At 64.6% G+C, this 25,010-nt stretch carries 25 protein-coding genes and 2 tRNA genes; 16 read left to right on the top strand and 11 right to left on the bottom strand.

The genetic code is table 11. The features are described from left to right. Positions 1 to 14: 14 nt before the first annotated feature. A complete protein-coding gene (panC, locus tag MHM88_RS17310; protein ID WP_239367812.1) occupies positions 15 to 857 on the bottom strand; it encodes a pantoate--beta-alanine ligase in 843 nt (280 codons plus the stop codon). A gap of 15 nt (positions 858 to 872) precedes the next feature. After that, positions 873 to 1,703, bottom strand: a complete 831-nt coding sequence (panB, locus tag MHM88_RS17305) for a 3-methyl-2-oxobutanoate hydroxymethyltransferase (RefSeq protein ID WP_239367810.1) — start codon at positions 1,701 to 1,703, stop codon at positions 873 to 875. Positions 1,704 to 1,928: 225 nt separating this feature from the next. Between panB and MHM88_RS17300 the strand changes: the two genes are divergently transcribed. Further along, on the top strand, positions 1,929 to 3,407 hold the full coding sequence (locus MHM88_RS17300) for an ABC transporter substrate-binding protein (RefSeq protein ID WP_239367808.1): 1,479 nt from the start codon (positions 1,929 to 1,931) through the stop codon (positions 3,405 to 3,407). A 174-nt stretch (positions 3,408 to 3,581) separates the two neighbouring features. Here MHM88_RS17300 and MHM88_RS17295 read toward each other — a convergent pair whose 3' ends face one another. Then, a complete protein-coding gene (locus MHM88_RS17295) occupies positions 3,582 to 4,724 on the bottom strand; it encodes an acetoin utilization protein AcuC (RefSeq protein ID WP_239367806.1) in 1,143 nt (380 codons plus the stop codon). 109 nt (positions 4,725 to 4,833) lie between these two features. On the opposite strand from MHM88_RS17295, the gene MHM88_RS17290 reads away from it, so the two are divergent. The 5 genes from MHM88_RS17290 (at position 4,834) to MHM88_RS17270 (ending at position 10,248) form a co-directional block, all read left to right on the top strand. Then, positions 4,834 to 5,781 (top strand): ABC transporter permease, encoded by a 948-nt coding sequence (locus MHM88_RS17290; RefSeq protein ID WP_239324980.1) that lies wholly within the window; start codon positions 4,834 to 4,836, stop codon positions 5,779 to 5,781. 124 nt (positions 5,782 to 5,905) lie between these two features. Beyond that, positions 5,906 to 6,721, top strand: coding sequence for an ABC transporter permease (locus MHM88_RS17285; RefSeq protein ID WP_065323419.1), 816 nt, complete (start codon positions 5,906 to 5,908; stop codon positions 6,719 to 6,721). Then, a complete protein-coding gene (locus MHM88_RS17280; protein ID WP_239367804.1) occupies positions 6,718 to 8,328 on the top strand; it encodes an ABC transporter ATP-binding protein in 1,611 nt (536 codons plus the stop codon). The genes MHM88_RS17285 and MHM88_RS17280 overlap by 4 nt, the downstream gene beginning before the upstream one ends. Next, positions 8,325 to 8,798 (top strand): GNAT family N-acetyltransferase, encoded by a 474-nt coding sequence (locus tag MHM88_RS17275; RefSeq protein ID WP_239367802.1) that lies wholly within the window; start codon positions 8,325 to 8,327, stop codon positions 8,796 to 8,798. The genes MHM88_RS17280 and MHM88_RS17275 overlap by 4 nt, the downstream gene beginning before the upstream one ends. Then, positions 8,791 to 10,248 (top strand): aldehyde dehydrogenase family protein, encoded by a 1,458-nt coding sequence (locus MHM88_RS17270; RefSeq protein WP_239367800.1) that lies wholly within the window; start codon positions 8,791 to 8,793, stop codon positions 10,246 to 10,248. Before MHM88_RS17275 ends, MHM88_RS17270 begins: the two co-directional genes overlap by 8 nt. Positions 10,249 to 10,342: 94 nt before the next feature. On the opposite strand, the gene pncB is transcribed toward MHM88_RS17270, so the two are convergent. The 3 genes from pncB to pncA all read right to left on the bottom strand — a co-directional run bounded on the left by pncB (position 10,343) and on the right by pncA (position 14,646). Next, positions 10,343 to 11,632 carry a nicotinate phosphoribosyltransferase gene (gene pncB / locus MHM88_RS17265; protein WP_239367798.1) on the bottom strand — a complete coding sequence of 430 codons (1,290 nt, stop codon included), beginning with the start codon at positions 11,630 to 11,632 and terminating at the stop codon, positions 10,343 to 10,345. Positions 11,633 to 11,695: 63 nt separating this feature from the next. Beyond that, the gene (locus MHM88_RS17260) at positions 11,696 to 13,966 is read right to left on the bottom strand and encodes a PAS domain-containing sensor histidine kinase (protein ID WP_239367796.1); all 2,271 of its coding nucleotides are present in this window, start codon (positions 13,964 to 13,966) and stop codon (positions 11,696 to 11,698) included. Between the two features lie 86 nt (positions 13,967 to 14,052). Then, complete coding sequence (gene pncA, locus MHM88_RS17255) at positions 14,053 to 14,646, bottom strand: bifunctional nicotinamidase/pyrazinamidase (RefSeq protein WP_239367794.1); 594 nt, start codon at positions 14,644 to 14,646, stop codon at positions 14,053 to 14,055. A gap of 204 nt (positions 14,647 to 14,850) precedes the next feature. Between pncA and MHM88_RS17250 the strand changes: the two genes are divergently transcribed. Continuing rightward, entirely contained in the window at positions 14,851 to 15,744 is an 894-nt protein-coding gene (locus MHM88_RS17250) for a rhodanese-related sulfurtransferase (RefSeq protein WP_239367792.1), read from the top strand. Positions 15,745 to 15,774: 30 nt separating this feature from the next. Here MHM88_RS17250 and MHM88_RS17245 read toward each other — a convergent pair whose 3' ends face one another. The 4 genes from MHM88_RS17245 to MHM88_RS17230 all read right to left on the bottom strand — a co-directional run bounded on the left by MHM88_RS17245 (position 15,775) and on the right by MHM88_RS17230 (position 19,309). Beyond that, positions 15,775 to 16,608 carry a metal ABC transporter permease gene (locus tag MHM88_RS17245; protein WP_305037634.1) on the bottom strand — a complete coding sequence of 278 codons (834 nt, stop codon included), beginning with the start codon at positions 16,606 to 16,608 and terminating at the stop codon, positions 15,775 to 15,777. After that, the gene (locus tag MHM88_RS17240; protein WP_239367790.1) at positions 16,608 to 17,468 is read right to left on the bottom strand and encodes a metal ABC transporter permease; all 861 of its coding nucleotides are present in this window, start codon (positions 17,466 to 17,468) and stop codon (positions 16,608 to 16,610) included. Before MHM88_RS17240 ends, MHM88_RS17245 begins: the two co-directional genes overlap by 1 nt. Next, positions 17,465 to 18,352 carry a manganese/iron ABC transporter ATP-binding protein gene (locus tag MHM88_RS17235; protein ID WP_305037633.1) on the bottom strand — a complete coding sequence of 296 codons (888 nt, stop codon included), beginning with the start codon at positions 18,350 to 18,352 and terminating at the stop codon, positions 17,465 to 17,467. The genes MHM88_RS17240 and MHM88_RS17235 overlap by 4 nt, the downstream gene beginning before the upstream one ends. A gap of 93 nt (positions 18,353 to 18,445) precedes the next feature. Then, positions 18,446 to 19,309 carry a metal ABC transporter substrate-binding protein gene (locus tag MHM88_RS17230; protein ID WP_239325132.1) on the bottom strand — a complete coding sequence of 288 codons (864 nt, stop codon included), beginning with the start codon at positions 19,307 to 19,309 and terminating at the stop codon, positions 18,446 to 18,448. A gap of 434 nt (positions 19,310 to 19,743) precedes the next feature. On the opposite strand from MHM88_RS17230, the gene MHM88_RS17225 reads away from it, so the two are divergent. From MHM88_RS17225 to MHM88_RS17185, 9 genes are all read left to right on the top strand, one after another. Further along, a complete protein-coding gene (locus MHM88_RS17225) occupies positions 19,744 to 20,154 on the top strand; it encodes a Fur family transcriptional regulator (RefSeq protein WP_239324964.1) in 411 nt (136 codons plus the stop codon). Next, on the top strand, positions 20,147 to 20,641 hold the full coding sequence (locus MHM88_RS17220; protein WP_239367788.1) for a hypothetical protein: 495 nt from the start codon (positions 20,147 to 20,149) through the stop codon (positions 20,639 to 20,641). The genes MHM88_RS17225 and MHM88_RS17220 overlap by 8 nt, the downstream gene beginning before the upstream one ends. A gap of 109 nt (positions 20,642 to 20,750) precedes the next feature. Further along, positions 20,751 to 21,629, top strand: coding sequence for a carbon-nitrogen hydrolase family protein (locus MHM88_RS17215; RefSeq protein WP_239367786.1), 879 nt, complete (start codon positions 20,751 to 20,753; stop codon positions 21,627 to 21,629). Positions 21,630 to 21,712: 83 nt separating this feature from the next. Then, on the top strand, positions 21,713 to 21,931 hold the full coding sequence (gene infA, locus MHM88_RS17210) for a translation initiation factor IF-1 (RefSeq protein ID WP_005620785.1): 219 nt from the start codon (positions 21,713 to 21,715) through the stop codon (positions 21,929 to 21,931). Between the two features lie 144 nt (positions 21,932 to 22,075). Next, entirely contained in the window at positions 22,076 to 22,657 is a 582-nt protein-coding gene (locus tag MHM88_RS17205) for a nucleoside triphosphate pyrophosphatase (protein WP_239367784.1), read from the top strand. After that, positions 22,654 to 23,676: a ribonuclease E/G gene (locus MHM88_RS17200; protein WP_239367782.1), complete on the top strand. Its 1,023-nt coding sequence runs from the start codon at positions 22,654 to 22,656 to the stop codon at positions 23,674 to 23,676. Before MHM88_RS17205 ends, MHM88_RS17200 begins: the two co-directional genes overlap by 4 nt. Continuing rightward, entirely contained in the window at positions 23,673 to 23,855 is a 183-nt protein-coding gene (locus tag MHM88_RS17195; RefSeq protein WP_239324955.1) for a DNA gyrase inhibitor YacG, read from the top strand. The genes MHM88_RS17200 and MHM88_RS17195 overlap by 4 nt, the downstream gene beginning before the upstream one ends. 81 nt (positions 23,856 to 23,936) lie before the next feature. Beyond that, positions 23,937 to 24,011: transfer RNA gene (locus MHM88_RS17190), tRNA-Phe, on the top strand. 164 nt (positions 24,012 to 24,175) lie between these two features. Beyond that, positions 24,176 to 24,511, top strand: a complete 336-nt coding sequence (locus tag MHM88_RS17185) for an Arm DNA-binding domain-containing protein (protein ID WP_239367780.1) — start codon at positions 24,176 to 24,178, stop codon at positions 24,509 to 24,511. 401 nt (positions 24,512 to 24,912) lie between these two features. On the opposite strand, the gene MHM88_RS17180 is transcribed toward MHM88_RS17185, so the two are convergent. Beyond that, positions 24,913 to 24,988, bottom strand: a tRNA-Thr gene (locus tag MHM88_RS17180). Positions 24,989 to 25,010: the final 22 nt, after the last annotated feature.

Raw genomic sequence — 25,010 nt, 5'->3', positions numbered from 1 at the left:
TGCCTCAGACGGTGTCAGACCGCGATATTGTCGATCAGCCGCACCCCATCGAGCCAGGCCGCCACGAACATGCGGGCGGGGCGATCCAGCCTGTCCAGGGACGCGAGGGTTTCGGCGCAGCGCAGGTCGATATACTCCACCTCGCCAAAGCCAAGCTCCTGGAGCCGGGTCCGCATCCCGGCCTCCAGCGGGGCGTAGGCGTCACCGGCGCGCAGGCGGGCGGCGGCGGCTTCCATCATCGGGTTCAGCTGGCCGGCACGTTCCACCGCCTGTGGCGACAGGCGCATATTGCGCGACGACAGCGCAAGCCCGGAGGCCTCGCGCACGGTGGGGCAGCCGATGACCTCGATGGGAATGTCCAGATCGCGGGCCATGCGCCGCACCACCATCAGCTGCTGATAGTCCTTCTCGCCAAAAAAGGCCTGATCAGCGCCCGATTGCAGGAACAGCTTGGCGACGACGGTGGCGACGCCCTCGAAATGGCCGGGACGATTGGGGCCTTCCATCACCTCGGTCACGCCGTCGAGGCTGACGGTGGTGGCGTAGCCTTCGGGGTAGATCTGGTCCGGGTCCGGCACATAGATCGCATCGACACCAAAGGGGGCGAGCTTGTCCGCGTCCTCATGTTCGGTGCGCGGGTAGTTGGCCAGATCCTCGGGGCTGTTGAACTGTCTGGGGTTCACGAAGATCGTCACCACCACATGGTCGCAGGCGGCCTTGGCGGCCTTTACCAGCGACAGGTGGCCCGCATGCAGGGCCCCCATGGTGGGCACGAGGCCGAGGGTTTCACCCTTCAGCATCCAGGCGCGGCGCAGCGCGCGCAGGTCATCCAGACGGCGCAGGATCGGGGTCGTCATGTCGGGCGTGGTCCTTCAGTCTGTCTTGGGCGCCAGGTCGGCGAAGGTGTGTTCCGGGGCCGGAAAGCGGCGGGCGCGGACCTCGGCGGCATAGTCGGCGATGGCCTCTTCGGCGGCGGGGCCAAGTTCGGCGTAGCGTTTCACGAACTTCGGTTTGAAGGCGGTAAAGAAGCCGAGCATGTCATCCACCACCAGCACCTGCCCGTCGCAGCCCGCAGAGGCGCCGATCCCGATGGTAGGGATCGGAACGATCTCGGTCACCTGATCGGCGAGGCTGGCGGGGACCTTTTCCAGCACGACGGCAAAGGCGCCGGCATCGGCAACCGCGCGGGCATCGGCGATCAGCGGTTTGGCGGCCTCGTCGCGGCCCTGCACCTTGTAGCCGCCGAGCGTGTTGATCGACTGCGGCGTGAGGCCGATATGCGCCATCACCGGGATGCCGCGCTTGACCAGGAAACGGATGGTCTCGGCCATCTCCACCCCGCCTTCCAGCTTGACGGCGGCGGCGCCGGTTTCGGCCATCAGGCGGGCGGCGTTGCGAAACGCCTGCGCGGGGCCCTCCTCGTAGGCGCCGAACGGCATGTCGATCACCATCATCGCGCGGCTCAATCCGCGGGCGACGGCGGCGCCATGCATCACCATCATGTCCATCGTCACGCCGAGGGTGGAGGGCAGACCGTGCAGCACCATGCCGACACTGTCGCCGACCAGTACAAAGTCGCAATGGGCATCCATCAGCCGCGCCATCGGCGTGGTATAGGCCGTGAGGCTGACAATGGGGCGATCGCCTTTCATCGCGCGGATATCCTCGGCGTTGAGGGCGGTCTTTCGGGCGGTGGCGCTCATGTCTCGGCTCCTCGGCTGGACGGGCCACGGATGCGGGTCGCACGGGCCAAAGCGGGCAAAGTTGCACGTGTCTATCACTTGCCGCTGCGGCTTACCAGTGATGCGGCGATGCAGCAAAGCTTGATTACGCGGGGAAAACCGGCAAGCCTGTGGGCAATGCCCGGTGCACACGGGCGGCATGACCCCGGTGGCATAGAGACCGCCGACAGAGGAGGATATTGGACGATGACATTCAAGACGCCGATCGTGGCGGCTGTCTCCGCGCTGGCGCTCTGGGCCGGTGCGGCGGTGGCCAAGGAAACGGTCACCTATGCCACCCAGCTGGAACCGCCGCATCTGGACCCGACCGCGGGCGCGGCGCAGGCCATCGATTCCGTGGTCTACCTCAATATCTTCGAGGGGCTGACGCGCTTCACCCCGGATGGCGAGGTGGTGCCGCTGCTGGCCAAGGACTGGACGATCTCCGACGACGGGCTGACCTATACCTTCACGCTGCGGGAGGGGGTGACCTTTCATGACGGCAGCGCGATGGACGCCGAGGATGTGAAATTCTCGCTCGACCGGGCGCGGGGCGCGGACAGCACCAATGCGCAGAAGGCGCTGTTTGCCGATATTGCCGAGGTCACCGTCACCGATCCGCAGACCGTCGTGATCACCCTGTCGGCGCCCAATGGCAGCCTGCTGTTCAACCTGGCCTGGGGCGATGCGGTGATCGTCGCGCCCGAAACCGTCGAGACCCTGAAAACCGCCCCCGTCGGGACCGGGCCCTATCGGTTCAACGAGTGGGTGCAGGGCGACCGCGTGGACCTGGTGCGCAACCCCAATTACTGGGGCGAGATGCCGGCGCTGACCGGCGCGACGATCAAGTTCATCTCGGACCCGACCGCCGCCTTTGCCGCGATGATGGCCGAGGACATCGACGCCTTTGACAATTTCCCGGCGCCGGAGAATGTGGTGCAATTCGAGGCCGATCCGCGGTTTCAGGTGATCGTCGGCTCCACCGAGGGCGAGACCATCCTGTCGACCAACAATGCCCAGGCGCCGTTTGACAACCCGAAGGTGCGTGCGGCGATCGCGCATGCCATCGACCGGTCGGCCCTCATCGACGGGGCGATGTTTGGCTATGGCACCCCCATTGGCACCCATTTTGCACCGCACAACCCGGCCTATGTGGATCTGACAGACCAGTCCGCCTACGATCCGGAAGCCGCCCGCGCCCTGCTGGCGGAGGCGGGGCTGCCGGACGGGTTCGAGACCACGCTGCACCTGCCGCCCCCCGCCTATGCCCGGCGCGGAGGCGAGATCGTGGCCGCTCAGCTGGCCGCGGTCGGCATCACCGCGGAGATCATCAACGTCGAATGGGCGCAGTGGCTGGAAACGGTGTTCAAGGGCAAGACCTACGGGCTCAGCATTGTCAGCCACACGGAACCTATGGACATCGGCATCTATGCCCGGCCCGACTATTACTTCCAATATGACAACCCGGATCTGCAAGGGCTGATGACGCGCCTGAATGCCACCACCGACCCGGAGGCGCGCCGCGAGATCCTGCAACAGGCGCAACGGATCATCGCCGAGGATCACGTCAACGGCTATCTGTTCCAGCTGGCCAAGCTGGGCATCGCCAAGGCCGGCCTTCGGGGGGTCTGGGCAAATGCGCCAACGGCGGCCATCGAGATCGGCGCGCTGAGCTGGGCCGAGTGACACGCAGCGGGCGGGAGTCCCTTCGGGGCGGGGGAGGCTCCCGCCCGCTGTGGCTGCATTGAAAATGCATCCCCATCCGTTGGGCCCAGCGCCGGGCCTGCGGCCCGGCGGGCGCAGCGCGTCACGGCAGGTCGTGGCAGGTCATTACAGATCACGGCAGGTGATCGCCCGGGATCAGGCGCGCTGCCAGCGCTCTCCCGCCTGCTGCCATCGGCGGCGCAGGACCGCGACCCGATCCACGATGGAGGGCCGCAGGGGGCCGTCGCGCGGCGCATCGCGGAGTGTGGTGAACCAGTGTTCGGGTGGATTGCGGCCCAGCCTGTGGCCCTTGAATTCCAGTCGGCGCAACAGCTCTTCGGCCTCTGCTGGCACCCGGTCGGGAATGTCCTGCCCGTTGAGCGTGCCCCAAACCCCGGTCCAGAGCCGCCCCACCGACCACGGGTTATACCCGCCGCCGCCCAGCACGAGATAGCGCGGGGTCAGCGGTTTCAGCGCCGCAACGATGGCCCAATGGGCGCTGTTGGACAGGTCGAGATGGGCCAGCGGGTCCTCCGTCACCGCATCCGCCCCGCATTGCAGCACCACCGCATCGGGCGCAAAACCCGCCACCGCCGGCAGGATCAGCGCCTCGCGGATATGGGCCATTTCGCTGTCGTTGAGACCGCGGGGCACCGGCAGGTTCAGGGCTGAACCGCCCGCATCGTCCTGCAGGAGGCCGGTCCTGGGCCAGAGGTTTTCCTCATGCACCGAGATCATCAGCACATCCTCGTCCCCGTGAAAGGCCGCCGCCACCCCGTCGCAGTGATGCGCGTCGATGTCCACATAGGCAATGCGCCGCGCCCCATGGTGGCGCAGCGACAGCATCGCCAGCACCGGATCGTTGAGATAGCAAAAGCCGTTGGCCCGGTCTGGCATGCCGTGGTGGGTGCCGCCCGCCGGGTTGTAGACAACGCCGCCCCGGGCCAGGAGCTCCCCCGCGAGGATCGACCCGCCCGCCGCGGTGGCCGGGCGGCGAAAGATCTCCGGGTAGACCGGGTTGGACACGGTGCCGATATGGTGGCGCGCCCGGATCTCGGCACTGACCGCCTGCGCGTCCTCGGCTGCCTGCAATGCCGCCACATAGGACGGCGTGTGCCAGGCGTGCAGCGCGGCGGGTTTGGCCCGGGGCGAGGTCACGAAGGCCGCGGGCGGCAACCAGCCCAGCGCCCGGGACAGGTCCATGGTGGTCGACACACGCGGCACCCGCAGCGGGTGCCAGCGCCCGTAGGAGGAGCCGCGATAGATCTCGTGTCCGATAAACAGGGGGCGGGTCAGCATGGCTCAAGAGCTAGCGGATCTGGCGCGCCGCACAAGGGGGACGGGGCGCAGGGCGGTTTTCTCATGCTGCCACTGGACGGCTGGGCTGCTGCCGCCTAACCTGCCGCCAATGCTGCACTATCTCGTCAGACGCCTCCTCTCGCTCGTGCTGAGCCTCGCCGTCGCCTCGATGGTGATCTTTGCCGTGATCGAAGTCGCTCCGGGCGATCCTGCATCATTTATGCTGGGCACCGGCGCACAAGAGGAAACCGTCGCCGCCCTGCGCGAGGAGCTGGGCCTCGATCAAGGCAAGGTCAGCCGCTATCTGGACTGGGTCGGCGGCATGCTGACGGGGGATTTCGGCACCTCTTATACCTACCGCACCCCGGTGGCCAAGATGGTGGGAGAGCGGCTCTGGGTCTCTTTGCCGCTGGCGATCTATGCGCTGACGCTCTCCACATTGATTGCGCTTCCGGCGGGGATCTATGCGGCCTCGCGGCGTGGCAAGGCTGGCGACATGGCCGTGATGGGGGCAACACAGCTGGGCGTGGCGGTGCCGAACTTCTGGTTTGCGATGCTTTTGGTGCTGGTTTTTGCCATCAACCTGCGCTGGTTTTCTGCCGGGGGGTTTGTCGGCTGGGACAAGGGGCTTTGGGCGGGGCTTCATGCGCTCACCCTGCCCGCCGTGGCGCTCGCGCTGCCGCAAGCGGCGATTTTGGCCCGGGTGATGCGTTCGGCGCTTCTGGAGGTTCTGGGCGAGGATTTCATGCGCTCGGCCCGCGCCAAGGGGCTGAGCCAGAAACAGGCGATCCGCCGACACGGGCTGCGCAATGCGCTTATTCCGGTGCTGACCATCATCGGGCTGCAGTTCTCATTCCTGCTGGCGGGGGCGATCATCATCGAGCAGGTGTTCTACCTACCGGGCCTTGGACGGCTGGTGTTTCAGGCAATCTCGGCGCGCGATCTGATCGTGGTGGAAAGCGTCGTGATGCTGTTGGTCTTTGCGGTGATCCTTGTGAATTTCCTTGTCGATATGGCCTATGCGGTGGTCGATCCCCGGCTTCGGAGGGCGGCATGACGGGCATCAACTCTGAAGTTAAGTGTCCGGCCCTGCCGGACAGCGCCCGACCCTCCCCACGGGAGGGCGCTTCGCACCCACCCAGGGTCGAGCGCTGTCCTCATATCCTGCACGCGAGGGCGTCATGAACCGAAGCCTGTTTCTTGGCGGTCTCCTCTCTGGGATCATGCTGCTTCTGGCCATTATCTCCTTTGTGTGGACGCCGTTTGATCATGCGGTGATGAACATCCCCGACAAGCTCCAGACGCCAAATGGCACGCATCTGTTGGGCACCGATCATTTTGGCCGCGATATCCTGTCGATGGTGATGGTCGGCGCGCGCACCTCGCTGGCGGTGGCCCTGCTGGCCGTCGGCATCGGCATCGGTCTGGGTGTGCCGCTTGGACTGGCGGCAGCGGCAACGCGCGGCTCCTGGCTGGATGAGGTCATCATGCGTGGCAATGATCTGGTCTTTGCCTTCCCCTCGCTGGTGATCGCGATCCTGATCACCGCCGTCTTCGGCCCCAGCGCGATCAATGCCATCATCGCCATCGGCATTTTCAACATCCCCGTCTTTGCGCGCGTGGCGCGGGGTGGCAGCCTCAGCCTCTGGGCGCGGGAGTTCATTCTGGCCGCGCGGGTCGCGGGCAAATCGCGCGCGCGGATCTCCGCAGAGCATATCCTGCCCAACATCGCCAACCTCTTGATCGTGCAGGGCACCATCCAGTTCTCGCTTGGCATTCTGGCCGAGGCGGGGCTGTCCTACGTGGGTCTTGGCGCCCAGCCCCCGACCCCCAGCTGGGGCCGTATGCTGGCCGAGGCCCAGACCCTTGTGAGCCTTGCCCCGCATCTGGCGATTGTGCCGGGCTGCGCGATCATCGTCACCGTGGTGGGGCTGAACCTGCTCGGTGATGGCCTGCGCGACCGCTTTGACCCCCGCCTGATGGAGGGGCGCGCATGAGCCTCTTGGATGTGTCCAACCTCTCGGTCTCGATCGGGGCGCTGCCGATCCTGCGGGATGTGACCCTGTCGATTGCCGCTGGCGAGATCCTTGCGGTGACCGGCGAGAGCGGGTCGGGCAAGTCCATGACTGCCTTTGCGGTGATGCGTCTGCTGCCGCAGGCCGCCGTCACCCGGGGCGCGATCTATCTGGAGGATGAGGACCTCTGCGCCCTCTCTGAGGACGAGATGTGCCAGCGGCGCGGGCGCGACATCGGCATGGTGTTTCAGGAACCGATGACGGCGCTCAACCCGGTGATGACCATCGGCGCGCAGGTGATGGAGACCATCCTGCTGCATACCGATACCAGCGCGGAAGATGCAAAAGCCGAGGCCGCGCGCGTGCTGACCCGTGTTGGCCTGCCTCCCGAACGGTTTCCGATGGACCGCTACCCGCATGAGCTGTCGGGTGGCCAGCGTCAGCGCGTGGTGATCGCCATGGCGATTGCGCTCAGGCCCAAACTGCTGATCGCGGATGAACCCACCACCGCGCTTGATGTGACCACGCAGGCGCAGATTTTGGATCTGCTGCGCGATCTGGTGCGCGAATACGGCATGGGGCTGATGATCATCACCCATGACCTCGCGGTGGTCGCGGACCTTGCCGACCGCATCGTGGTGATGAGCAAGGGCGAAGTGGTGGAGCGCGGCCCCACCCTGAGCGTGCTGACCCATCAGCGCCACCCCTACACACGCATGCTGTTTGAAGCCTCCGCCCATAAGGTCGCCCTGCCCGCCGCACCCGAGGCTCCCGCGCCCCTGCTAGAGGTCCGCAACGCCGTGCGCGACTACACCACGCCGCGCAAAGGCTGGCTTGGCAAACCGGGGCGGTTTCGCGCGGTGAACAACGTCAGTTTCACGCTTCACAAGGGCGAGCGGTTGGGGCTGGTGGGCGAGTCGGGCTGCGGCAAATCCACCCTGACCCGGGCCATTTTGGGTCTCGAAGAGCTGCAAGGCGGAGAACTGCTGCTGAACGGTCAGCCGCTGTTGCAACAGCGCAGCCCCGCCCAGCGGCAAGCGATGCAGGTGGTGTTTCAGGACCCCTATGGCAGCTTTAATCCCCGCCACCGGGTGGAGCGCCTGGTCACCGAACCGTTCCACCTGTCGCCGGACGCCCCAACGGGCCGCGCCCGGCAGGATCTGGTGGGTCAGGTGCTTGAGGACGTCGGCCTGTCGGCGGCGGACGCGCAGAAGTATCCGCATCAGTTTTCAGGCGGGCAACGTCAGCGCATCGCCATTGCGCGCGCACTGATTACCCGGCCCGAACTCATCATCTTTGACGAGGCGGTCTCGGCGCTCGATGTCTCCGTCCGCGCCCGCATCCTCGACCTGATTGCCGAGCTCTGCGACGCCTATGGGCTGACCTATCTCTTTATCAGCCACGATCTGAGCGTGGTGCGCGAGGTCTGCGACCGCGTGCTGGTGATGCAAAAGGGGGAGATCGTCGAGCAAGGCCCGGTGGAACAGGTCTTTACCGCGCCCAAACACGCCTACACCCAGACGCTGCTGGCCGCCGCCCCCGTGCTGCCGGACATCACGCCGACCGAACCGCTTGAGGCCCCGGCATGAGTGTCACGCTCTCGCTGATCCTGCCGCGAGAGCGGGGACGGCTTGCCAGCCTGCTGGCACCCTATTTTGCCGAGGTCGCCCCCTTGGCGCGCATTGATCCGACGGAACGGGCGGGTCAGTTGCTCAACCGCAAGGATGTGACGGCCTTCTGGATCCATGACGCCGCCACGCGCGTCGGCTTTGCCATCGTGCTGAACCTGCCCGATAACCGGCGGGAGTTTTCTGAATTCATGATCCTGCCGCAACACCGCCGCAAGGGGCTTGGGATGGAGGCCGCCGCGCTGATCCTCAATGAATTTCCCGGCTTCTGGCGCATGGGCATCTCGCGGCATTCGCCGGCGGCGGCGGCGTTCTGGGGCACCCGGCTGACCCTGCTGCCAAACGTCCGCGCCCTGCGCGAAGGCGCGCCCTTCACCGACCACCAGGTCAAGAGCTTCACCTTTGAGATCGAAGGACCCCCGCATGGCTGACACCTCCCCCCTGTGGTTCGACCCGGCGCTTTGCCTGATTGGCGGCACATGGCAGGCGCCCCTGAGTGGCGCCACCTTGCCACTGGTAAACCCCTCCGATGGCAGCGAAATCTGCCAGATCGCACGGGGCACCGACGCCGACATCGACGCAGCAGTCCACGCCGCCCAGGCCGCGCAGGAGGGCCCATGGGGCGAGATGAGCGCCACCGAACGCGGCCGCATCCTGACCCGCCTCGGACAGGTCATCGCCGACAATACCGACAGGCTGGCAGCGCTGGAAGTGATGGATGTGGGCAAACCCCTGACCCAGGCGCGCGCCGATGCAGTGGCGCTGGCGCGTTACTGCGAGTTTTACGGCGGTGCGGCGGACAAGGTCATGGGCGAGAGCATCCCCTATATGAACGGCTACACCGTCTACACCCTGCGCGAACCCTTTGGCGTCACCGGCCATATCGTGCCCTGGAACTATCCGATGCAAATCATCGGACGGTCGGTTGGCGCGGCGCTGGCGATGGGCAATTCCTGCGTGCTGAAACCCGCCGAAGAAGCCTGCCTGACGGCGCTGGCCTTTGCCCATCTGGCAGCGGAGGCCGGCCTGCCCGCCGGGGCGCTGAACGTGGTGCCGGGGCTGGGGGCGGAGGCCGGGGCGGCGCTTTCGGGCCATGCGGGCGTGCAGCATATCTCCTTCACCGGCTCGGTCGCCACCGGCGCGCTGGTGCAGGCTGCGGCGGCAAAAAACGTGGTGCCGGTGACGCTGGAGCTGGGCGGCAAATCCCCGCAGATCGTCTTTGCCGACGCCGACCTCGACGCGGCCCTGCCGTTCCTCGTCAACGCCGGCATCCAGAACGGTGGCCAGACCTGCTCTGCCGCCTCGCGGATCCTGGTCGAACGCCCGGTCTATGAGGCGGTCAAGGCGCGGATGGCTGCGGCCTATGCCGATCTCACCGTCGGCCCGGCGGCAGAGGACCTGCGCCTCGGCCCGCTGATCTCATCTCGCCAGAAAGAGATCGTCGAAGGCTTCCTGGCCAAAGGCGCGGACCTCGAAATCGCCGGTCAGGGCCGGATCAGCGCCACCGCGCCCGCAACAGGCGCCTATGTGCGCCCCACCCTGTTTGCCGATGTGCCCCCGGATCATCCGCTGGCGCAGCAGGAGATCTTCGGCCCGGTGCAGGTGCTGATCCCGTTTGAGACCGAGACCGAGGCGGTCAGGATCGCCAACAGCACCGACTACGGCCTTGTGGCCGCCCTCTGGACCCGCGACGGGGCCCGGCAACTCCGGCTGGCCAAGCGGCTGAAAGCGGGACAAGTCTTCCTCAACACCTATGGCGCGGGCGGCGGCGTGGAACTGCCATTTGGCGGCATCGGCAAATCCGGCCATGGTCGCGAGAAGGGCTTTGAGGCGCTCTATGGGTTTTCACAATTGAAAACCGTGGCCGCGCATCACGGCTGAGCATTTCATCTTCTCCGAAATATCCCGGGGGTGAGGGCCCAATGGCCCGAGGGGGCAGCGCCCCCTCCCTCCGCTGTCACCGTTCACCGGGCCGTCAGACGATCACGTCGATGCTCTCCTGCGTCCCGACGCCAAAGACCCGCTTGTAGCGCGCGATCTCATCTGCCGGTCCCATCGCCTTTTCCGGGTTGTCCGACAGTTTCACCGTGGGCCGCCCATTGGCCGACACCGCCTTACAGACCAGCGAGAACGGCGCCAGACCGTCATCGGGCACCAGCCCGCGAAAATCATTGGTCAGCAGCGTGCCCCAGCCAAAAGACGCCTTCACCCGGCCCGAGAACTGCCGGTGCAGTTCGGCAATCTTGTCGACATCCAGCCCGTCAGAGAAGATCACCCGCTTGTCACGCGGATCCTCGCCCCGCTCCTGCCACCAGCGGATGGCGATCTCCGCCGCTGCCGCAGGATCGCCGCTGTCGACACGGATGCCGGTCCATCCGGCCAGCCAGTCCGGCGCATTGTCGAGAAACCCTTGGGTGCCATAGGTGTCGGGCAAGATGATGCGCAGGTTGCCGTCGTGCTCCTCGTGCCAATCCGACAGCACGTCATAGGGCGCCTGTGCCAGCGCCGCATCATCCTCTGCCAGCGCCGAATAGACCATCGGCAGCTCATGCGCGTTGGTGCCGATCGCCTCGACCTCGCGGCGCATGGCGATCAGGCAATTCGAGGTGCCGGTAAAGGCATCCCCCAGCCCCTCCATCATCGCCTGCACGCACCAGTCCTGCCACAGGAAGCTGTGGCGCCGGCGGGTGCCGAAATCGGCAATGCCAAGACCGTCGACCTGCCGCAGCCGCTCGATCTTCTCCCAGACCTTGGTCATCGCCCGCGCGTAGAGCACCTGCAATTCGAACCGCCCCATGTCGTTGAGCACCGCGCGGGAGCGCAATTCCATCAGCACCGCCAGCGCCGGGATCTCCCAGAGCATGACCTCCGGCCAGGAGCCCTCAAACGTCAGTTCGTATTGGTCGCCCTTGCGCTCCAGATGATAGGGCGGCAGGCGCAGCCCCTCGAACCACTCCATGAAATCGGGCCGGAACATCTGCCGCTTGCCGTAGAAGGTATTGCCGCGCAGCCAGGTGCTCTCGCCGCGGCTGAGGCTCAGGGACCGGATGTGATCCAGCTGTTCGCGCAATTCGCCCTCGTCGATCAGCTTTGCCAAGGGCACCGACGTGGTCCGGTTGATGAGCGAAAACGTGACCTGAGTGTTGGGCTTGTTTCGAAACACCGATTGGCACATCAACAGCTTGTAGAAATCCGTATCGATCAGGGACCGGACGATCGGATCGATCTTCCACTTGTGATTGTAGACGCGGGTTGCAATGTCCACGGGCAGACCTCTTCCGATTGTTCACTGATTGATAGGACAGGCTGCAACCATTCGGCAAGCGGTTCAACCGCCCTGGGTTTCCCGCATGGTCTGCGCAAAATTCAGCAACACGGTCAGCAGTTCGTTGCGCGACAGCGGTTTGCTGAGGAAACAGTCCATCCCGGCCTCCAGACAGGCCTGACGGCTGGTCTCGTCCGCATTCGCCGTCAGCGCCGCGATGAAGGGTTGCGCTATGTCGAGCTTCCGGATCGCGCGCGTCGCCTGCAACCCGTTGACCTCCGGCATCGACATATCCATCAGCACCACCTGCGGCTGCTGGCGGCGGACCAGCGCCTCGGCTTCGGCACCGTTTGTGGCAAACTTCAGATCAACCGGCGCATCGGCCAGGAACTTGCTGATCAACAGCCGGTTGACGCGATTGTCCTCGGCCACCAGCAAGCGCAGGCCGCGCAGGTCCTGCAACAGGGCCGGTGTCAGCGCCGGCGGATCCGTCACCGCCTCGCCAGCCGGGGCGGAGGACACGGCCAGATCGATGCGCAGGGTAAAGCAGGAGCCCACATCCGGGGTGGAGGTGACCGATATGTCACCGCCCATCGCCCGTGCCAGCCCGCGCGAAATCGACAGGCCCAGCCCCGTGCCACCGTGGCTGCGCGAGATCGCGGTATCCGCCTGGGTGAACCGTTCGAAGATATAGTCCAGCTTGTCGGCGGGGATGCCGATCCCGGTATCCTCGACCGAGACCACCAGTTCGATCTGCTCCGCGCGCAGCTCGGCACGGGCCCGCAGGGTGACCCCGCCCTGTTGCGTGAACTTGACGGCATTGCCCACCAGGTTCATCAGGATCTGTCGCAACCGCCGGTCATCCCCCGTCACCCAGACCGGCAGATCGGGATCAAGATCGATGTCGAAGGACAGCCCCTTGTCGCTGGCCTGCCCCTGCAGCAGGAGCGCCGTGTCCCGGATGCAGCTGTGCAGGTCGAAATCCACATCGAACAGCGAGACCCCGGCGGCATTCATCCGCGACAGGTCGAGCACATCGTTGATCAGCGACAGCAGCGCGCGGGACGAACTGAGGATGGTTTCCGTATAGAGTTTCTGATCCTCGCTCAGATCGGTGGCCTGCAACATCTGGGCCATGCCGATGACCCCGTTCATCGGGGTGCGGAATTCATGGCTCATGGTGGCCAGGAACTCTTCCTTGATGCGGGCGCCCTCTTCGGCGGCATGGCGGGCCTCTTCCAGCTCGCTTTCATGCTGCTTGGCCGCGGTCACATCGCGTTCCACCGCGATATAGGTCTCGATCCGGCCATTGTCGTCAAAGATCGGCACCTGATTGGTCTCGATCCAGATGTCCTGACCGTCCTTGCGCCGGTTCACCAGCTCGGCGCGGAAGGGTTTGCCCGCAGCCCGCCCCTGTTCGATCAGGCGCAGGGCCTCGGGGTCCGTTTCCGGGCTGTTCAGCAGCGCTCCGGGGGAGGATCCGACCAGTTCATCGAAGGAAAATCCGGTCATCCGGACAAAGCCCTCGTTGACCCAGCGCACGATGCCATCGCACCCGATCAGCATGACCCCGTCGTTGGCGTGTTCGGCGATCATCGCCAGCCGGCGCGCCTCCTGCTTCTGGTCGAACAGGCGCATGTAGGCGTCTTCCAGCGCTTGCCGCTGGAGCGCCTGAGACCGCATCGCCCGGCGCGAGTGCTGGTGCCGTTTCTGCACAAAGACCAGGAACCAGATCTGGGCGATGTAATAGGCCAGGAACCCGGCGCCGATCAGTTGCAGATCCGGCCCGATATTGGGGTGGTCGCTGAAGAAATAAGCCACCATCAGCAGCGGCATCAACGCAAAGATCGCCAGCCTGACCATCGCCGCCGGAGGGTTGTAGCGATAATCGAGCGACGCGCTCAGCGACGGGCCCAGCACCACACAGAGGGCAAAGAAGGGCTCTGCCAGGATCAGGTGGCCGTCCGTCGGGTCCAGGGGATGCAACAGCGGTACGGTGGCAAACCCGCAGACCGCGACCGCATAGAGCGCCGAGAACAGCGTCGTCAGCCCCCGGGCCTGCGCCACGCTCTGGCCCGCCTGCAACCGGGCCGAGAGCCGGCGCAGGTAGAGGGTTTCGCTGCCGTCGGCGACAACATAGGTGAGAAAGGTCAGCGCGGCCCAGAATAGGCCGACAATCAGGGCAAGCGCCGCCGCCGTGGCAAAGGCAATCGCCGCGCGGGCCGGAAACAGATCGCTGCGCGCAGTGGCATAGCGCTGCAATAGCCCCTCAGAGCTGAATTGCGCGTTGTGCTGCGCCAACGGCCCGTCTGTCGTGCGGTTTGTCTGCTCCATTCCCTGCGAACCCGGTTATATCCGCTCCGTCATCTGTGGATCGGCCTCTGTGTACAGGTTTGAGATTAACAAATTGGGTGATGCTTTCAGGCAAATTCCACGCCGCATTGACGCATATTCTCAATTTGTGCCTCCAGTGAGCCCTCGAGGTCGATCGCCCGGCAGGCCTCTGGCACAACTCTGACGGAGAACCCCAGACGCCGGGCGTCGAGCGCCGAGAAGGCAACGCAGAAATCGGTGGCAAGCCCCACAAGCGTCAGGTCGGTGATACCGCGCGTGCGCAGATACCCTTCGAGACCGGTGGGCGTGGTCTGATCGTTTTCGAAAAAGGCGGAATAGCTGTCCACTTCGGGGCGAAACCCCTTGCGGATAATCAGGTCGCCATCGGTGCGCAGATCCGGGTGAAACGCCGCGCCGTCACTGTCCTGCACGCAATGGTCGGGCCACAGAACCTGTTGTCCGTAAGGCATTTCCTGCGTGTCGAAAGGTCCCCGCCCCGGGTGCGTGCTGGCAAAGGAGGAATGTCCCGCCGGATGCCAGTCCTGGGTCAGGATCACGGTGTCGAACCGCGCCATCATCGCATTGATCGGCGCCACCACCTGATCCCCGTCCGGGACCGCCAGCGCGCCACCCGGACAAAAGTCGTTCTGTACATCGATTACGATCAGCGCCTCGGTCATCTCGGCCTCCTGTGTCCTGTCTCCGCCCCGGTCGAGTGTGCGTCGAAACCCACGACAAGTGCAATCAACCTTAAATTGAAAACCGCCGGGCCGGCCTGTGACACATTCGCAAACATTTTATGTATTTCACATACTTATTACAACGCTGGCGCTTGACATCTTCGCATCTTGCAAAACCCTGCACGAGGCTCTATGCGCGCTGGCATGTATACCATCGCCGCGCTCTATCAGTTCACCCGCTTTCCCGATCCCGCCGCACTGAAACCGGCGCTGCTGGATCTCTGCGTCGCGCAGAACGTCAAAGGCTCGCTGCTGCTGGCCCATGAAGGGATCAACGGCACCATCGCCGGGCCACGGGCGGGGATTGATGCGGTGCTGGCCCATATCAGATCCCTGCCGGGCTGCGCCGGGCTGGAGTGGAAAGAGGCGACCGCCGCGGAGCCTCCCTTCGGCAAGATGAAAGTGCGGCTGAAAAAGGAAATCGTGACCATGGGGCAGCCGGATGTGGATCCGCGCGCCTCTGTCGGCCACTACGTGGAGCCGGAAGACTGGAACGATCTGATCCGCTCTGAAGATGTGGTGCTGATCGACACCCGCAACGACTATGAGGTGGCGATCGGAACCTTCGAGGGCGCGATCGACCCCAAGACCGAGAGCTTTCGCGAATTCCCGCAGTGGTGGGAAGAGAACAAGGACCGGTTTCACAACAAGCGCGTCGCCATGTTCTGTACCGGCGGCATTCGCTGTGAAAAGTCGACGAACTACCTTCTGTCGCAGGGGGTGGAGGACGTCTATCACCTCAAGGGCGGCATCCTGCGCTATCTGGAGGAAACGCCCGAGCAGGACAGCACCTGGCAGGGCGAGTGTTTCGTGTTCGACAACCGGGTGTCCGTGGGGCACGGCCTGGTCGAAGGCCCGCACCACCTGTGCCACGGCTGTCGGCGTCCGATCCTGCCGGAGGACACCGCCCGGCCCGAGTATGAGGCCGGGGTCTCCTGCCACCAGTGCATCCATGAAACATCCGATGCGGACAAGGAACGCTTTCGCGAGCGCCAGAAACAGATCCGCCTGGCCCGGGAACGCGGCGAAACCGTCTGAGACCGCCCCGGCTGTCCCGGGGCGGAGGTCTCATACCGTGGCCGAGGCCTGACGATTCTGAATGCTCCGGCGCAGGAAGGCGATCACAAAGATCCCGGTCAGGATCAGCACGATCGTCGGTGCCGGGGCGCTGTCGATGAAGAAACTGAGATAGACACCGCCCAGCATCGAGATCATGCAGACCAGAACCGCGACCGGCAGCATCCGCTTGAGGCTGCGCACCAGCAGAAAGGCGATTGCCCCCGGCGCGATCAGCAGCCCGACCGCGAGGATCAGCCCGGTGGCCGAGAGCGTCGCCACGATGGTCAGCGACAGGATCGCCAGCAGACCATAGTGCAGCAGCCCCACCGGCAGGCCGGAGACCTTGGCCTGCGCGGGATCAAAGGCATGCAGCATGAAGTCCTTCCACTTCATGCCCAGCACCGCCGCGACGCAGACCGAAATGATCCCTGCCGTCCACAGGTCCTGCGTGCCCACCCCCAGCATGTTGCCGAACAGGATGTGATCGAGGTGCACATTGGTCTGCAACCCGACATACATCACGATGCCAAGCCCGAACATGCCGGAGAAGACCACGCCCATCACGGTGTCCTGCTTGATGCGGCTGTTTTCCGACAGGTAGCCCGTGGCCACTGCCGTCAGCATGCCCGCGGCAAAGGCCCCGAGGATGAGCGGCAGCCCGAGAAGATAGGCCAGCACGATCCCCGGCAGCACCGCATGGCTGACCGCGTCGCCCATCAGGGCCCAGCCTTTCAGCACCAGGAAACAGGATAGCAGCGCCGTGGGGACCGAAACCATCACCGCGATCCAGAAGGCGTTCTGCATGAAGCCGAACTGGAAGGGCATCAGAAGCGTATCAAGCATCAGACCAGCTCCTCCTGCATCGCGGCGGCGGCCTTCCTGCGGGCGGCGAGCAAGCCGTGCTTGGGCGCCAGCACAAAGGTGGTCAGGAAGATCGCCGTTTGCAGCACCACGATCACCCCTCCGGTAGCACCATCGAGGAAATAGCTGATGTAGGCACCGGCAAAGCTGGTCACCGCGCCGATCGCCACGGAGGTCAGGATCAGCCGGGGGAAGCGATCACACAGCAGGTAGGCGGTGGCCCCCGGTGTCACCACCATGGCGATGACGAGGAACGCGCCAACCGTCTGCATCGCCGCAACCACGCTGGCCGACAGCAGCATGAAGAACACCGCCTTCAGGAGCCCCGGGCGCAATCCGATCGACCGCGCGTGGCTTTCGTCAAAGAAGGTGACCATCAGGTCTTTCCACTTTGCCAGCAGGATCACCAGCGACACCAGGCCGATGATCGCCAGCTGCAACGTGTCCTCGGGGGTGATCGCCAGGATATTGCCCATGGTGATGGTCTGGATCGACACCGACATCGGATTGACCGAGACCATGAACAGCCCGAGGCCAAAGAAGGAGGTGAAGATGATGCCGATGATGACATCGACCTTCAGGCCCGACCGGTCCGACAGGAACAGCATCGCCGCCGCGGCCAGCCCACCGGAAAAGAACGCACCCAGCGCGAAGGGCAGACCGAGCACATAGGCCCCGGCGACACCCGGCACCACGGAATGGGCCAGCGCATCGCCAATCAGTGACCAGCCCTTGAGCATCAGATAGGACGACAGGAAGGCGCAGACCCCGCCCACGAGGGCCGACACCCACATGGCATTGGTCATGTAACCATAGGCAAAGGGCTCCAGCAGAACGCTCATTTCCGGCGCTCCGTCTTGCGGGTCTTTTCACCGTATTGCACCAGCGGGCGCTCATCATCGGTGAAGATCGACACCTGCCGTTCGTCGTCATCCTCGTGCAGGTCGGCCCCGCCAAGGGTGAAATGTCGCAGCACGCCGCCAAAGGCCATTTCCAGGTTCTCGCGGGTGAAGGTGGTCTCGGTGCGGCCATGGGCGAGCACCGTGCCCTTGACCAGCACGGTGCGGTCGCAGAACTCGGGCACCGAACCGAGGTTGTGGGTGGAGACCAGCATCACCCGGCCCTCGTCGCGCAAGGCGCGCAGCAACGCGATGATCTGCTCCTCGGTCTTCACGTCGACGCCGGTAAACGGCTCATCCAGCAGGATCACCTTGCCATCCTGCGCCAGGGCCCGGGCCAGGAAGACGCGTTTTTTCTGCCCGCCGGACAATTCGCCGATCTGACGATACCGGAACTCCAGCATGTTCACCCGCGCCAGGGCGGCCTCGACCGCCTCGTGATCGGTTTTGGACGGGCGGCGCAGAAAACCCATATGGCCATAGCGCCCCATCATCACCACATCCTCGACCAGCACCGGAAAGGACCAGTCCACCTCTTCGGACTGCGGCACGTAGGAGACCAGGTTGCGCTTCAGCGCCTCCTTGACGCTGAGGCCCAGCAGGCGGATGTCGCCCCGGGCCACCGGCACAAACCCCATGATCGCCTTGAAGAGTGTCGATTTGCCGGCCCCGTTCACCCCCACAAGCGCCGTCACGGTGCCGCGCGGGATCTGGAAACTGGCGTTGCGCAGGGCGGTGTGACCATTGCGGTAGGTGACGGTGACATCCTGGGCCGCGATGCCGTCTGCGGCCTCTTGTGCCCGAACCATATGGCTTTCGTCTTTCATAACACTCTTTCTACCGGAAAAGGTCGGTGCCTGAAACGGCCGTGACCCGCCGGACGACGATACGCCCGACGGGTCCAACGGCAAGGGGAGTCTTTAGTTGGTGCCGGTGGTGAGCCCGTCCGCCACGGTCTGCGACGTCACCTTCAGCAGGTCGAGATAGGTGGGCACGGCGCCATCGGGTTCTGACAGGCTGTCGACATAGAGCACTCCGCCGTAATGCGACCCGGTCTCGCGGGCGACCTGTTCGGCGGGGGCGGTGTTCACCGTGCTTTCGCAGAAGACCACCGGGATATCGTTGTCCCGCACCCCGTCGATCACCGCGCGCACCTGTTGCGGCGTGCCCATCTGGTCGGCGTTCATTGGCCAGAGGTACAGCTCCTTCATGCCGAAATCCCGCGCCAGATAGCTGAACGCCCCCTCGCAGGTCACCAGCCAGCGCTGGGCCTCGGGGATGGTGGCGATCTCCTGCCGCAGCGGCTCCAGCGTGGCGCGCAGCTCATCCTTGTAGGCGGCGGCATTTGCCACATAGGTCGCGGCATTCTCCGGATCGTGCTCGGCAAAGGCTTCGAGGATATTGTCGATATAGACCAATGCGTTGTCGAGACCCATCCAGGCGTGCGGATTGGGTTTGCCCTCATAGGCACCCGAGGCGATCGAGATCGGGTCGATCCCGTCGGTCAACGTCACGGAGGGGACGTCGCCGAGGTTGGTCAGGAACTGCTCGAACCACAGTTCGAGATTCATGCCGTTCCACAGGATCAGATCGGCGCCCTGCGCCCGGACAATGTCCTGCGGTGTCGGCTCATAGCCGTGGATTTCCGCGCCGGGTTTGGTGACCGAGACCACCTCGGCGGCGTCGCCGGCCACATGCTGCGCCATATCGGCCAGAACAGTGAAGGTGGTGACGACCTTCATCTTGTCGTCCTGCGCCATCGCCCCACCGGCGGAAAACACCATGGCAAGCGCCGTGGCGGCCGGCAGCAACATCCGTTTGGTTTGCGTCATCTGTTCACTCCTTGTCTCGAATCAGCCCCTGCGGGGCCGACAGCTTGCCCTTGTGATAGTGCGACGGCTGTGCAGCGTCAATGCAATTGCGAAGCATTCTCAAAAGCGTTGAAATCGCAAACTGCCTCGCTTAAGACCTGAGCCATGATGAATGGTTCTGACGGTTTCGCATATTCCACAGCAGCACGACGCCCGCCGAGGCGGCGCATCTGCGCCTTCGCCTGCCGGACAGCGGGCCGAATGCGCGCCCCATGGGCAGGCCGGGCGATGGCGTGGCATGCGCACAGAGGGATCGGCCGGCGCAGGAGCGGCACCGCATCAAGGCCGGGCCAGCACCTGCCGGCAAGACCCCAACCCGCCATGGGTGCAGGCAAGGGCGCTGGCACATGAGGACCCCGGCCCGCCTGTCACCCGAAGACCTGCTCTGCGCCCACGGCCTGCGCCCCACGCGCCAGCGCCGCGCCTTGGCAGCATTGCTGTTTACCGGGGCGGGCCGCCACATCGACGCACAAACCCTGCATGCAGAGGCAACACGCGCGGATGAAAAACTGTCCCTGGCAACGGTCTACAATGCGCTGCGGGCATTTGAACAGGCGGGGCTGATCCATCGCGTTGCCGTACCCGGTGAACGCGTCTGGTTCGACACCGGCACCGGCGCGCATGGGCATTTTTATATCGAAACCGAAAACCGTGTGCTCGACATGCCCAAGGGCGCACCGATCCGCCCCCCTGCCGGGTATCGGGTCACGCGCATTGAAACCGTTGTGCACCTTGAAAGGGCCGCAGATGATGACTGATCCCCTCCGCCGCACCACCCCGGGACCCGATCACATCGACGCGGTCTGGAAGCGGCTGACAACACAGGCGAATGCCGCCTTTGATGCCAATGATCTCTCGCGTGCACAGCCGCTTTATGACCGGGCCCTTCAAGAGGCGCAGTGGCGGTTTCGAACCGACCGGGACAGCGCCACGCTGGCCGGTGCGCCGCCGATGCTGGTGGCCGCCAGCGCCAATGCGGCGGACTGCCATGCCCGCGCGGGCATGCTGACCAAAGCCGCGCAGCTGACCTTTGACACGCTGGATGCCTTGCGCGACGCGATGAGCTCTGTCACCGAGCCGCCTGCCTTCCGCCTCGCCTGTTTCCAACACCTGAAACCAGCCCTGTGCGACTACGCCCATTGCGCCGGAAGCGCCCGGGTCGCCCCCGCCCTGATCCGACAGACGGCGCTGCGCACGCGCGACGCCGCCCTTGCCTTTGTGTCCGAGAACCGCACGCGCCACTGACACGCGCGGCGCGCCCGGCAGAGTTTTCTGCACGCAATACCCGCGACGAGATGGCAGTGCGCCCTGCTGCGTGATAGCCATATGCGCAGGTCACGACTGGAGAGAATGCATGAGAATTGCCACTGCCGCTTACCCGCTCGACTGGCTCGACAGCTGGGCCCACTATCAGGACAAGCTTGCGGACTGGGTGGCGACGGCTGCCGGGAACGGTGCGGATCTGCTGGTCTTTCCCGAATACGGCGCGATGGAGCTGTCGACGCTGGATGGCACGGCGATCGCCGGCAACCTGGAGGCGTCGATCCAGTCGGTGTCGGAAAAGATGGAAGACGCCGCGGCACTGCACCTGCAGCTGGCGGCGGAGTACAAGGTTCACATTCTCGGCGCATCCGCGCCGGTGCATGCGGGGTTTGCACGCCCGGTGAACCGGGCGGAGTTCTATACCCCCACCGGCCTGCGGGACTCCCAGGACAAGCAGATCATGACGATGTTTGAACGCGACCCGTGGGACATTGCCCCTGGCGGCCCGCTCAAGATCTTTGACACCGCGCTGGGCAAGATCGCGGTGCTGATCTGCTATGACAGTGAATACCCGCTGTTGGGGCGTGCCCTGGCAGAGGCGGATGTCATCCTTGTCCCCTCCTGCACCGAGGCCCTGGCCGGCTATTGGCGCGTCCGCATCGGCGCCATGTCCCGCGCATTGGAACAGCAATGCGTCACCGCCATGTCGTCGATTGTGGGTCCGGCCGAATGGTCCGAGGCGGTGGACGTCAATACCGGCATGGGTGGCATCTTTGGCCCGCCCGACACCGGCTTTCCCGCGACCGGCGTGCTGGCAGAAGGCCAGCTCAATCAGCCGGGATGGACCTATGCCGATGTGGATCGTTCGGCCATTGAACACGTGCGCCGGGAGGGCGTCGTGCGCAATCGGTCCCATTGGGAAGAACAGGAAACCCGCACGCAATCTGTCGTTAACCGAGCCATGATATAAATGCGCCCTTGAAAATCAGGAGAAATGCGCTCATTTAAGCGCACGTCCCGGGTCATCCGGGGAAACACAAATATGGAGACAACATGGCCAAGGAAGATACGCTCGAATTTCCCGGTGTCGTGAAGGAACTCCTGCCAAACGCGACGTTTCGGGTCGAGCTGGAAAACGGCCATGAAATCATAGCACATACGGCAGGCAAGATGCGCAAGAACCGCATCCGCGTCCTCGCTGGTGACCGGGTCCAGGTGGAAATGACACCTTACGACCTCACCAAGGGGCGGATCAACTACCGCTTCAAGTAAGCGCGATTCGCCTCAGACGAAAGAGCCCGGCCCGGTGCCGGGCTTTTGTTTTGCTACGGCTTTTGGTTTCATGGCCCGCCCGTCCCCACCCCGCAGGCCGGGCACGGATCAGGAACCGGGGCGGCAAACCGCAGGAGTGCAAGCATGGGATTTATTCTTGGCTCGGGCAGCCCGCGTCGGCTGGAATTGCTGGCGCAGCTGGGGATCACCCCGGACGACATTCGCCCGCCGGACATCGACGAAACCCCGCACAAGGCGGAGCTGCCGCGCGACTACTGCGCCCGGGTGACCCGCGAAAAGGTCCAGGCCGTGACGTCCGCGCCCGATGATCTGGTGCTCTGTGCCGATACCACTGTGGCGCTGGGGCGTCGCATCATGGGCAAACCCCGTGACGCCGGCGAGGCCGCGGAATTCCTGCTCGCCCTCTCCGGCCGCCGCCACCGCGTCATTACCTCGGTGGCGCTGCGCCGGAACGACCAGCTGTGGCAACGCGATGTTGTCAGCCAGGTCAAGATGAAACGCCTCTCGGACGCGGAACTGAACGGCTATCTTGCGACCGGAGACTGGGACGGCAAGGCCGGCGGTTATGCCATCCAGGGCCCCGCAGGCGCATTGATCCCGTGGATCAGCGGCTCGTTCACCGCTATTGTCGGCCTGCCGCTGGCCGAGACCGCAACCTTGCTGCACGCGGCAGGATACCCTCTCTACAAGGACCAAGCGCCATGAAAGGCACCCAGATCATTCTCGATCACATCGCAGGGCGCGAGGCCGCGGCCCTGATGGTGGACGGCACGCTCGAAGATTTTCTGATCGCAGGTGACGCGCCCCTGCCCGGCACCATCTACCGCGCCCGCGCCGACCGCCCCGTCAAGGGTCAGGGAGGCATGTTCCTCAGCACCCCCGACGGCCCCGCCTTCCTGCGCCAGGTCAAGGGTCTGGCCCCCGGGCAGATGCTGCTGGTCCAGGTCACCGGCTATGCCGAACCGGGCAAAGCCCTGCCGGTGACGCAAAAGCTCCTGTTCAAGAGCCGCTACGCCATTGTCACGCCAGAGGCGCCGGGGCTGAATATCTCTCGCGCGATCCGGGACGAGGATGAACGCGACCGCCTGCTGGAAATCGCCCACACCGAGATGGAGGGCGAGGACTTCGGACTGATCCTGCGATCTGCCTGCGCCGGGGCCGACCCCGAGGACATCGCCGAGGATGTCGCCACGATGGTCGCAGCCGCGCGCCAGGTCCTAGAGGATCCCTCCGACACCGCCGAAGTGCTGCACGAAGGCGACACGCCCCATCTGCAGGCCTGGCGCGAATGGACCGATCCGGCTCAGGTCGAGCAGACGCCCGGCGGATTTGAGCGCTGCGGCGTTCTGGATGCGCTGGAGACCCTGCGCAGCGGCAAGATTGCCATCGGTGCGGGCGCGTTTCTCTATGTGGAGCCCACCCGCGCCCTGGTGGCGGTGGATGTCAACACCGGCAGCGACACCTCGCTGGCGGCCGGCACAAAGGCCAATATGGCCTGCGCCCGCGCCCTGCCCCGCGTCCTGCGTTGCCTTGGCCTTGGCGGTCAGATCGTGATCGACGCCGCCCCGATGCCGAAGAAGGACCGCCGCACCTTCGAAACCGCCCTGCGCGCCGCCTTCAAATCCGACCCGGAAGAGACCACGCTGGCCGGCTGGACCACGCTTGGCCATTTCGAGTTGCAGCGCAAACGCGCCCGCCTGCCCTTGTCGGAGGTTCTCTCATGAGCTGCCCGATCTGCGGCGCACCCGGGCTGCGCGCCTATCGCCCCTTCTGCAGCAAGCGTTGCGCCGACCTCGACCTCGCGAAATGGCTGAACGGAGGCTATTCCGTCCCCAGCGCAGATCAGGAAGACCTTGAAAACGCGCTGGAAGAACACGAGACCCGCCCTCCCACGGAACATTAGAGATTTTCTTTGAAAAAGCCTCTGGACACTGCATCACACAGCGCATAGAAGGCCTTCACCCAAGGCAACACGCCTTCCCGTGCCCGGGTAGCTCAGGGGTAGAGCAGTGGATTGAAAATCCTCGTGTCGGTGGTTCGATTCCGCCCCCGGGCACCACAATCAATTCCAGTTGTGGTTTGTAATTTCTTCTAATTGCCTGAATTTCGTCGATAATGCCGGACCCTTTGTCCGAGTTTGTCCGAAGCGATCCAGCCCACTCTACCCTCAATGGGGGTATGGGTCGGGGTACCGCCGAGGTCGTGAAATGAGGGTACCCCCAGATGCCTGTTCTGAGCGATGCCAAAGTCCGCGCTCTAAAGCCGAAAGAGAAACCCTATAAGCAGGCCGACTTCGACGGCTTGTTCCTCTTGGTCAATCCCGGTGGCTCCAAACTGTGGCGGTTCAAATACCGCTGGATGGGGAAAGAGAAACTGCTCTCTTTCGGAAAATACCCTGATCTGAGCCTCAAGCAGGCTCGGGACCAACGGGAAAATGCACGCAAGCTTCTTAACGAAGGTAACCCCACAACCCGGCGCTCAAGGTCGATGTGCCCCCACTTCATGCCGACAATTTCTCCGGCACGCACTGCGGTTTCTCCCGCAAACAAGAATGCATGAAACGCGCGCGCCGTCGCTTTTTTGAGGTCATTGCCTGCGGAGAGCACAAGCCGCTCCAGCTCCGCGTTCGTCGGCAAGCGATCCCGCGCAGCTGACTCTTGCGGCTTGCGCACATCGGTCAGAGGTGAATCTCCCATCAATCCCCACTCCCGCCGAGCCACGGAGAACACAGACCCCATGAGAGTCATTTCTCTCCGCACTGTGGAGGGTGCCACCTTTTGCAACCGGGCGTCACGCCACGCGGCGAAATCTGCCGGCGAAAGTGCGGAGGGGCTCTTGTCGCCAAGATCGGATTGACCCCACCGGTCCAAGCAGAGCGTTTCCCGTTTATTGCCGCGCTTCTTCGAGATCACCTCGCGGGCACACCGCTCAAAGAAATCGCACACCATCAAAAGTGTGAGTGGTGCCTCAAGAGGGACTCGAACCCCCGACCTTGTCCTTACGAAGGACCTGCTCTACCAGCTGAGCTATTGAGGCGGATCGACGGTGGATTTAAACC

Origin of the sequence: Epibacterium sp. MM17-32, from assembly GCF_022348205.1 — a bacterium.
Classification (GTDB): domain Bacteria; phylum Pseudomonadota; class Alphaproteobacteria; order Rhodobacterales; family Rhodobacteraceae; genus Epibacterium.
Note: the sequence above shows the minus strand (reverse complement) of the source record. Positions and strands in the feature narration are given on the sequence as shown.

What these genes read in the sequence shown, in the direction of transcription:
- panC (WP_239367812.1), bottom strand. Translation starts at nt 857, where the DNA reads ATGACGACCCCGATCCTGCGCCGTCTGGATGACCTGCGCGCGCTGCGC.
- panB (WP_239367810.1), bottom strand. Translation starts at nt 1,703, where the DNA reads ATGAGCGCCACCGCCCGAAAGACCGCCCTCAACGCCGAGGATATCCGC.
- MHM88_RS17300 (WP_239367808.1), top strand. Translation starts at nt 1,929, where the DNA reads ATGACATTCAAGACGCCGATCGTGGCGGCTGTCTCCGCGCTGGCGCTC.
- MHM88_RS17295 (WP_239367806.1), bottom strand. Translation starts at nt 4,724, where the DNA reads ATGCTGACCCGCCCCCTGTTTATCGGACACGAGATCTATCGCGGCTCC.
- MHM88_RS17290 (WP_239324980.1), top strand. Translation starts at nt 4,834, where the DNA reads ATGCTGCACTATCTCGTCAGACGCCTCCTCTCGCTCGTGCTGAGCCTC.
- MHM88_RS17285 (WP_065323419.1), top strand. Translation starts at nt 5,906, where the DNA reads ATGAACCGAAGCCTGTTTCTTGGCGGTCTCCTCTCTGGGATCATGCTG.
- MHM88_RS17280 (WP_239367804.1), top strand. Translation starts at nt 6,718, where the DNA reads ATGAGCCTCTTGGATGTGTCCAACCTCTCGGTCTCGATCGGGGCGCTG.
- MHM88_RS17275 (WP_239367802.1), top strand. Translation starts at nt 8,325, where the DNA reads ATGAGTGTCACGCTCTCGCTGATCCTGCCGCGAGAGCGGGGACGGCTT.
- MHM88_RS17270 (WP_239367800.1), top strand. Translation starts at nt 8,791, where the DNA reads ATGGCTGACACCTCCCCCCTGTGGTTCGACCCGGCGCTTTGCCTGATT.
- MHM88_RS17260 (WP_239367796.1), bottom strand. Translation starts at nt 13,966, where the DNA reads ATGGAGCAGACAAACCGCACGACAGACGGGCCGTTGGCGCAGCACAAC.
- pncA (WP_239367794.1), bottom strand. Translation starts at nt 14,646, where the DNA reads ATGACCGAGGCGCTGATCGTAATCGATGTACAGAACGACTTTTGTCCG.
- MHM88_RS17250 (WP_239367792.1), top strand. Translation starts at nt 14,851, where the DNA reads ATGTATACCATCGCCGCGCTCTATCAGTTCACCCGCTTTCCCGATCCC.
- MHM88_RS17245 (WP_305037634.1), bottom strand. Translation starts at nt 16,608, where the DNA reads ATGCTTGATACGCTTCTGATGCCCTTCCAGTTCGGCTTCATGCAGAAC.
- MHM88_RS17240 (WP_239367790.1), bottom strand. Translation starts at nt 17,468, where the DNA reads ATGAGCGTTCTGCTGGAGCCCTTTGCCTATGGTTACATGACCAATGCC.
- MHM88_RS17235 (WP_305037633.1), bottom strand. Translation starts at nt 18,352, where the DNA reads ATGAAAGACGAAAGCCATATGGTTCGGGCACAAGAGGCCGCAGACGGC.
- MHM88_RS17230 (WP_239325132.1), bottom strand. Translation starts at nt 19,309, where the DNA reads ATGGTGTTTTCCGCCGGTGGGGCGATGGCGCAGGACGACAAGATGAAG.
- MHM88_RS17225 (WP_239324964.1), top strand. Translation starts at nt 19,744, where the DNA reads ATGAGGACCCCGGCCCGCCTGTCACCCGAAGACCTGCTCTGCGCCCAC.
- MHM88_RS17220 (WP_239367788.1), top strand. Translation starts at nt 20,147, where the DNA reads ATGACTGATCCCCTCCGCCGCACCACCCCGGGACCCGATCACATCGAC.
- MHM88_RS17215 (WP_239367786.1), top strand. Translation starts at nt 20,751, where the DNA reads ATGAGAATTGCCACTGCCGCTTACCCGCTCGACTGGCTCGACAGCTGG.
- infA (WP_005620785.1), top strand. Translation starts at nt 21,713, where the DNA reads ATGGCCAAGGAAGATACGCTCGAATTTCCCGGTGTCGTGAAGGAACTC.
- MHM88_RS17205 (WP_239367784.1), top strand. Translation starts at nt 22,076, where the DNA reads ATGGGATTTATTCTTGGCTCGGGCAGCCCGCGTCGGCTGGAATTGCTG.
- MHM88_RS17200 (WP_239367782.1), top strand. Translation starts at nt 22,654, where the DNA reads ATGAAAGGCACCCAGATCATTCTCGATCACATCGCAGGGCGCGAGGCC.
- MHM88_RS17195 (WP_239324955.1), top strand. Translation starts at nt 23,673, where the DNA reads ATGAGCTGCCCGATCTGCGGCGCACCCGGGCTGCGCGCCTATCGCCCC.
- MHM88_RS17185 (WP_239367780.1), top strand. Translation starts at nt 24,176, where the DNA reads ATGCCTGTTCTGAGCGATGCCAAAGTCCGCGCTCTAAAGCCGAAAGAG.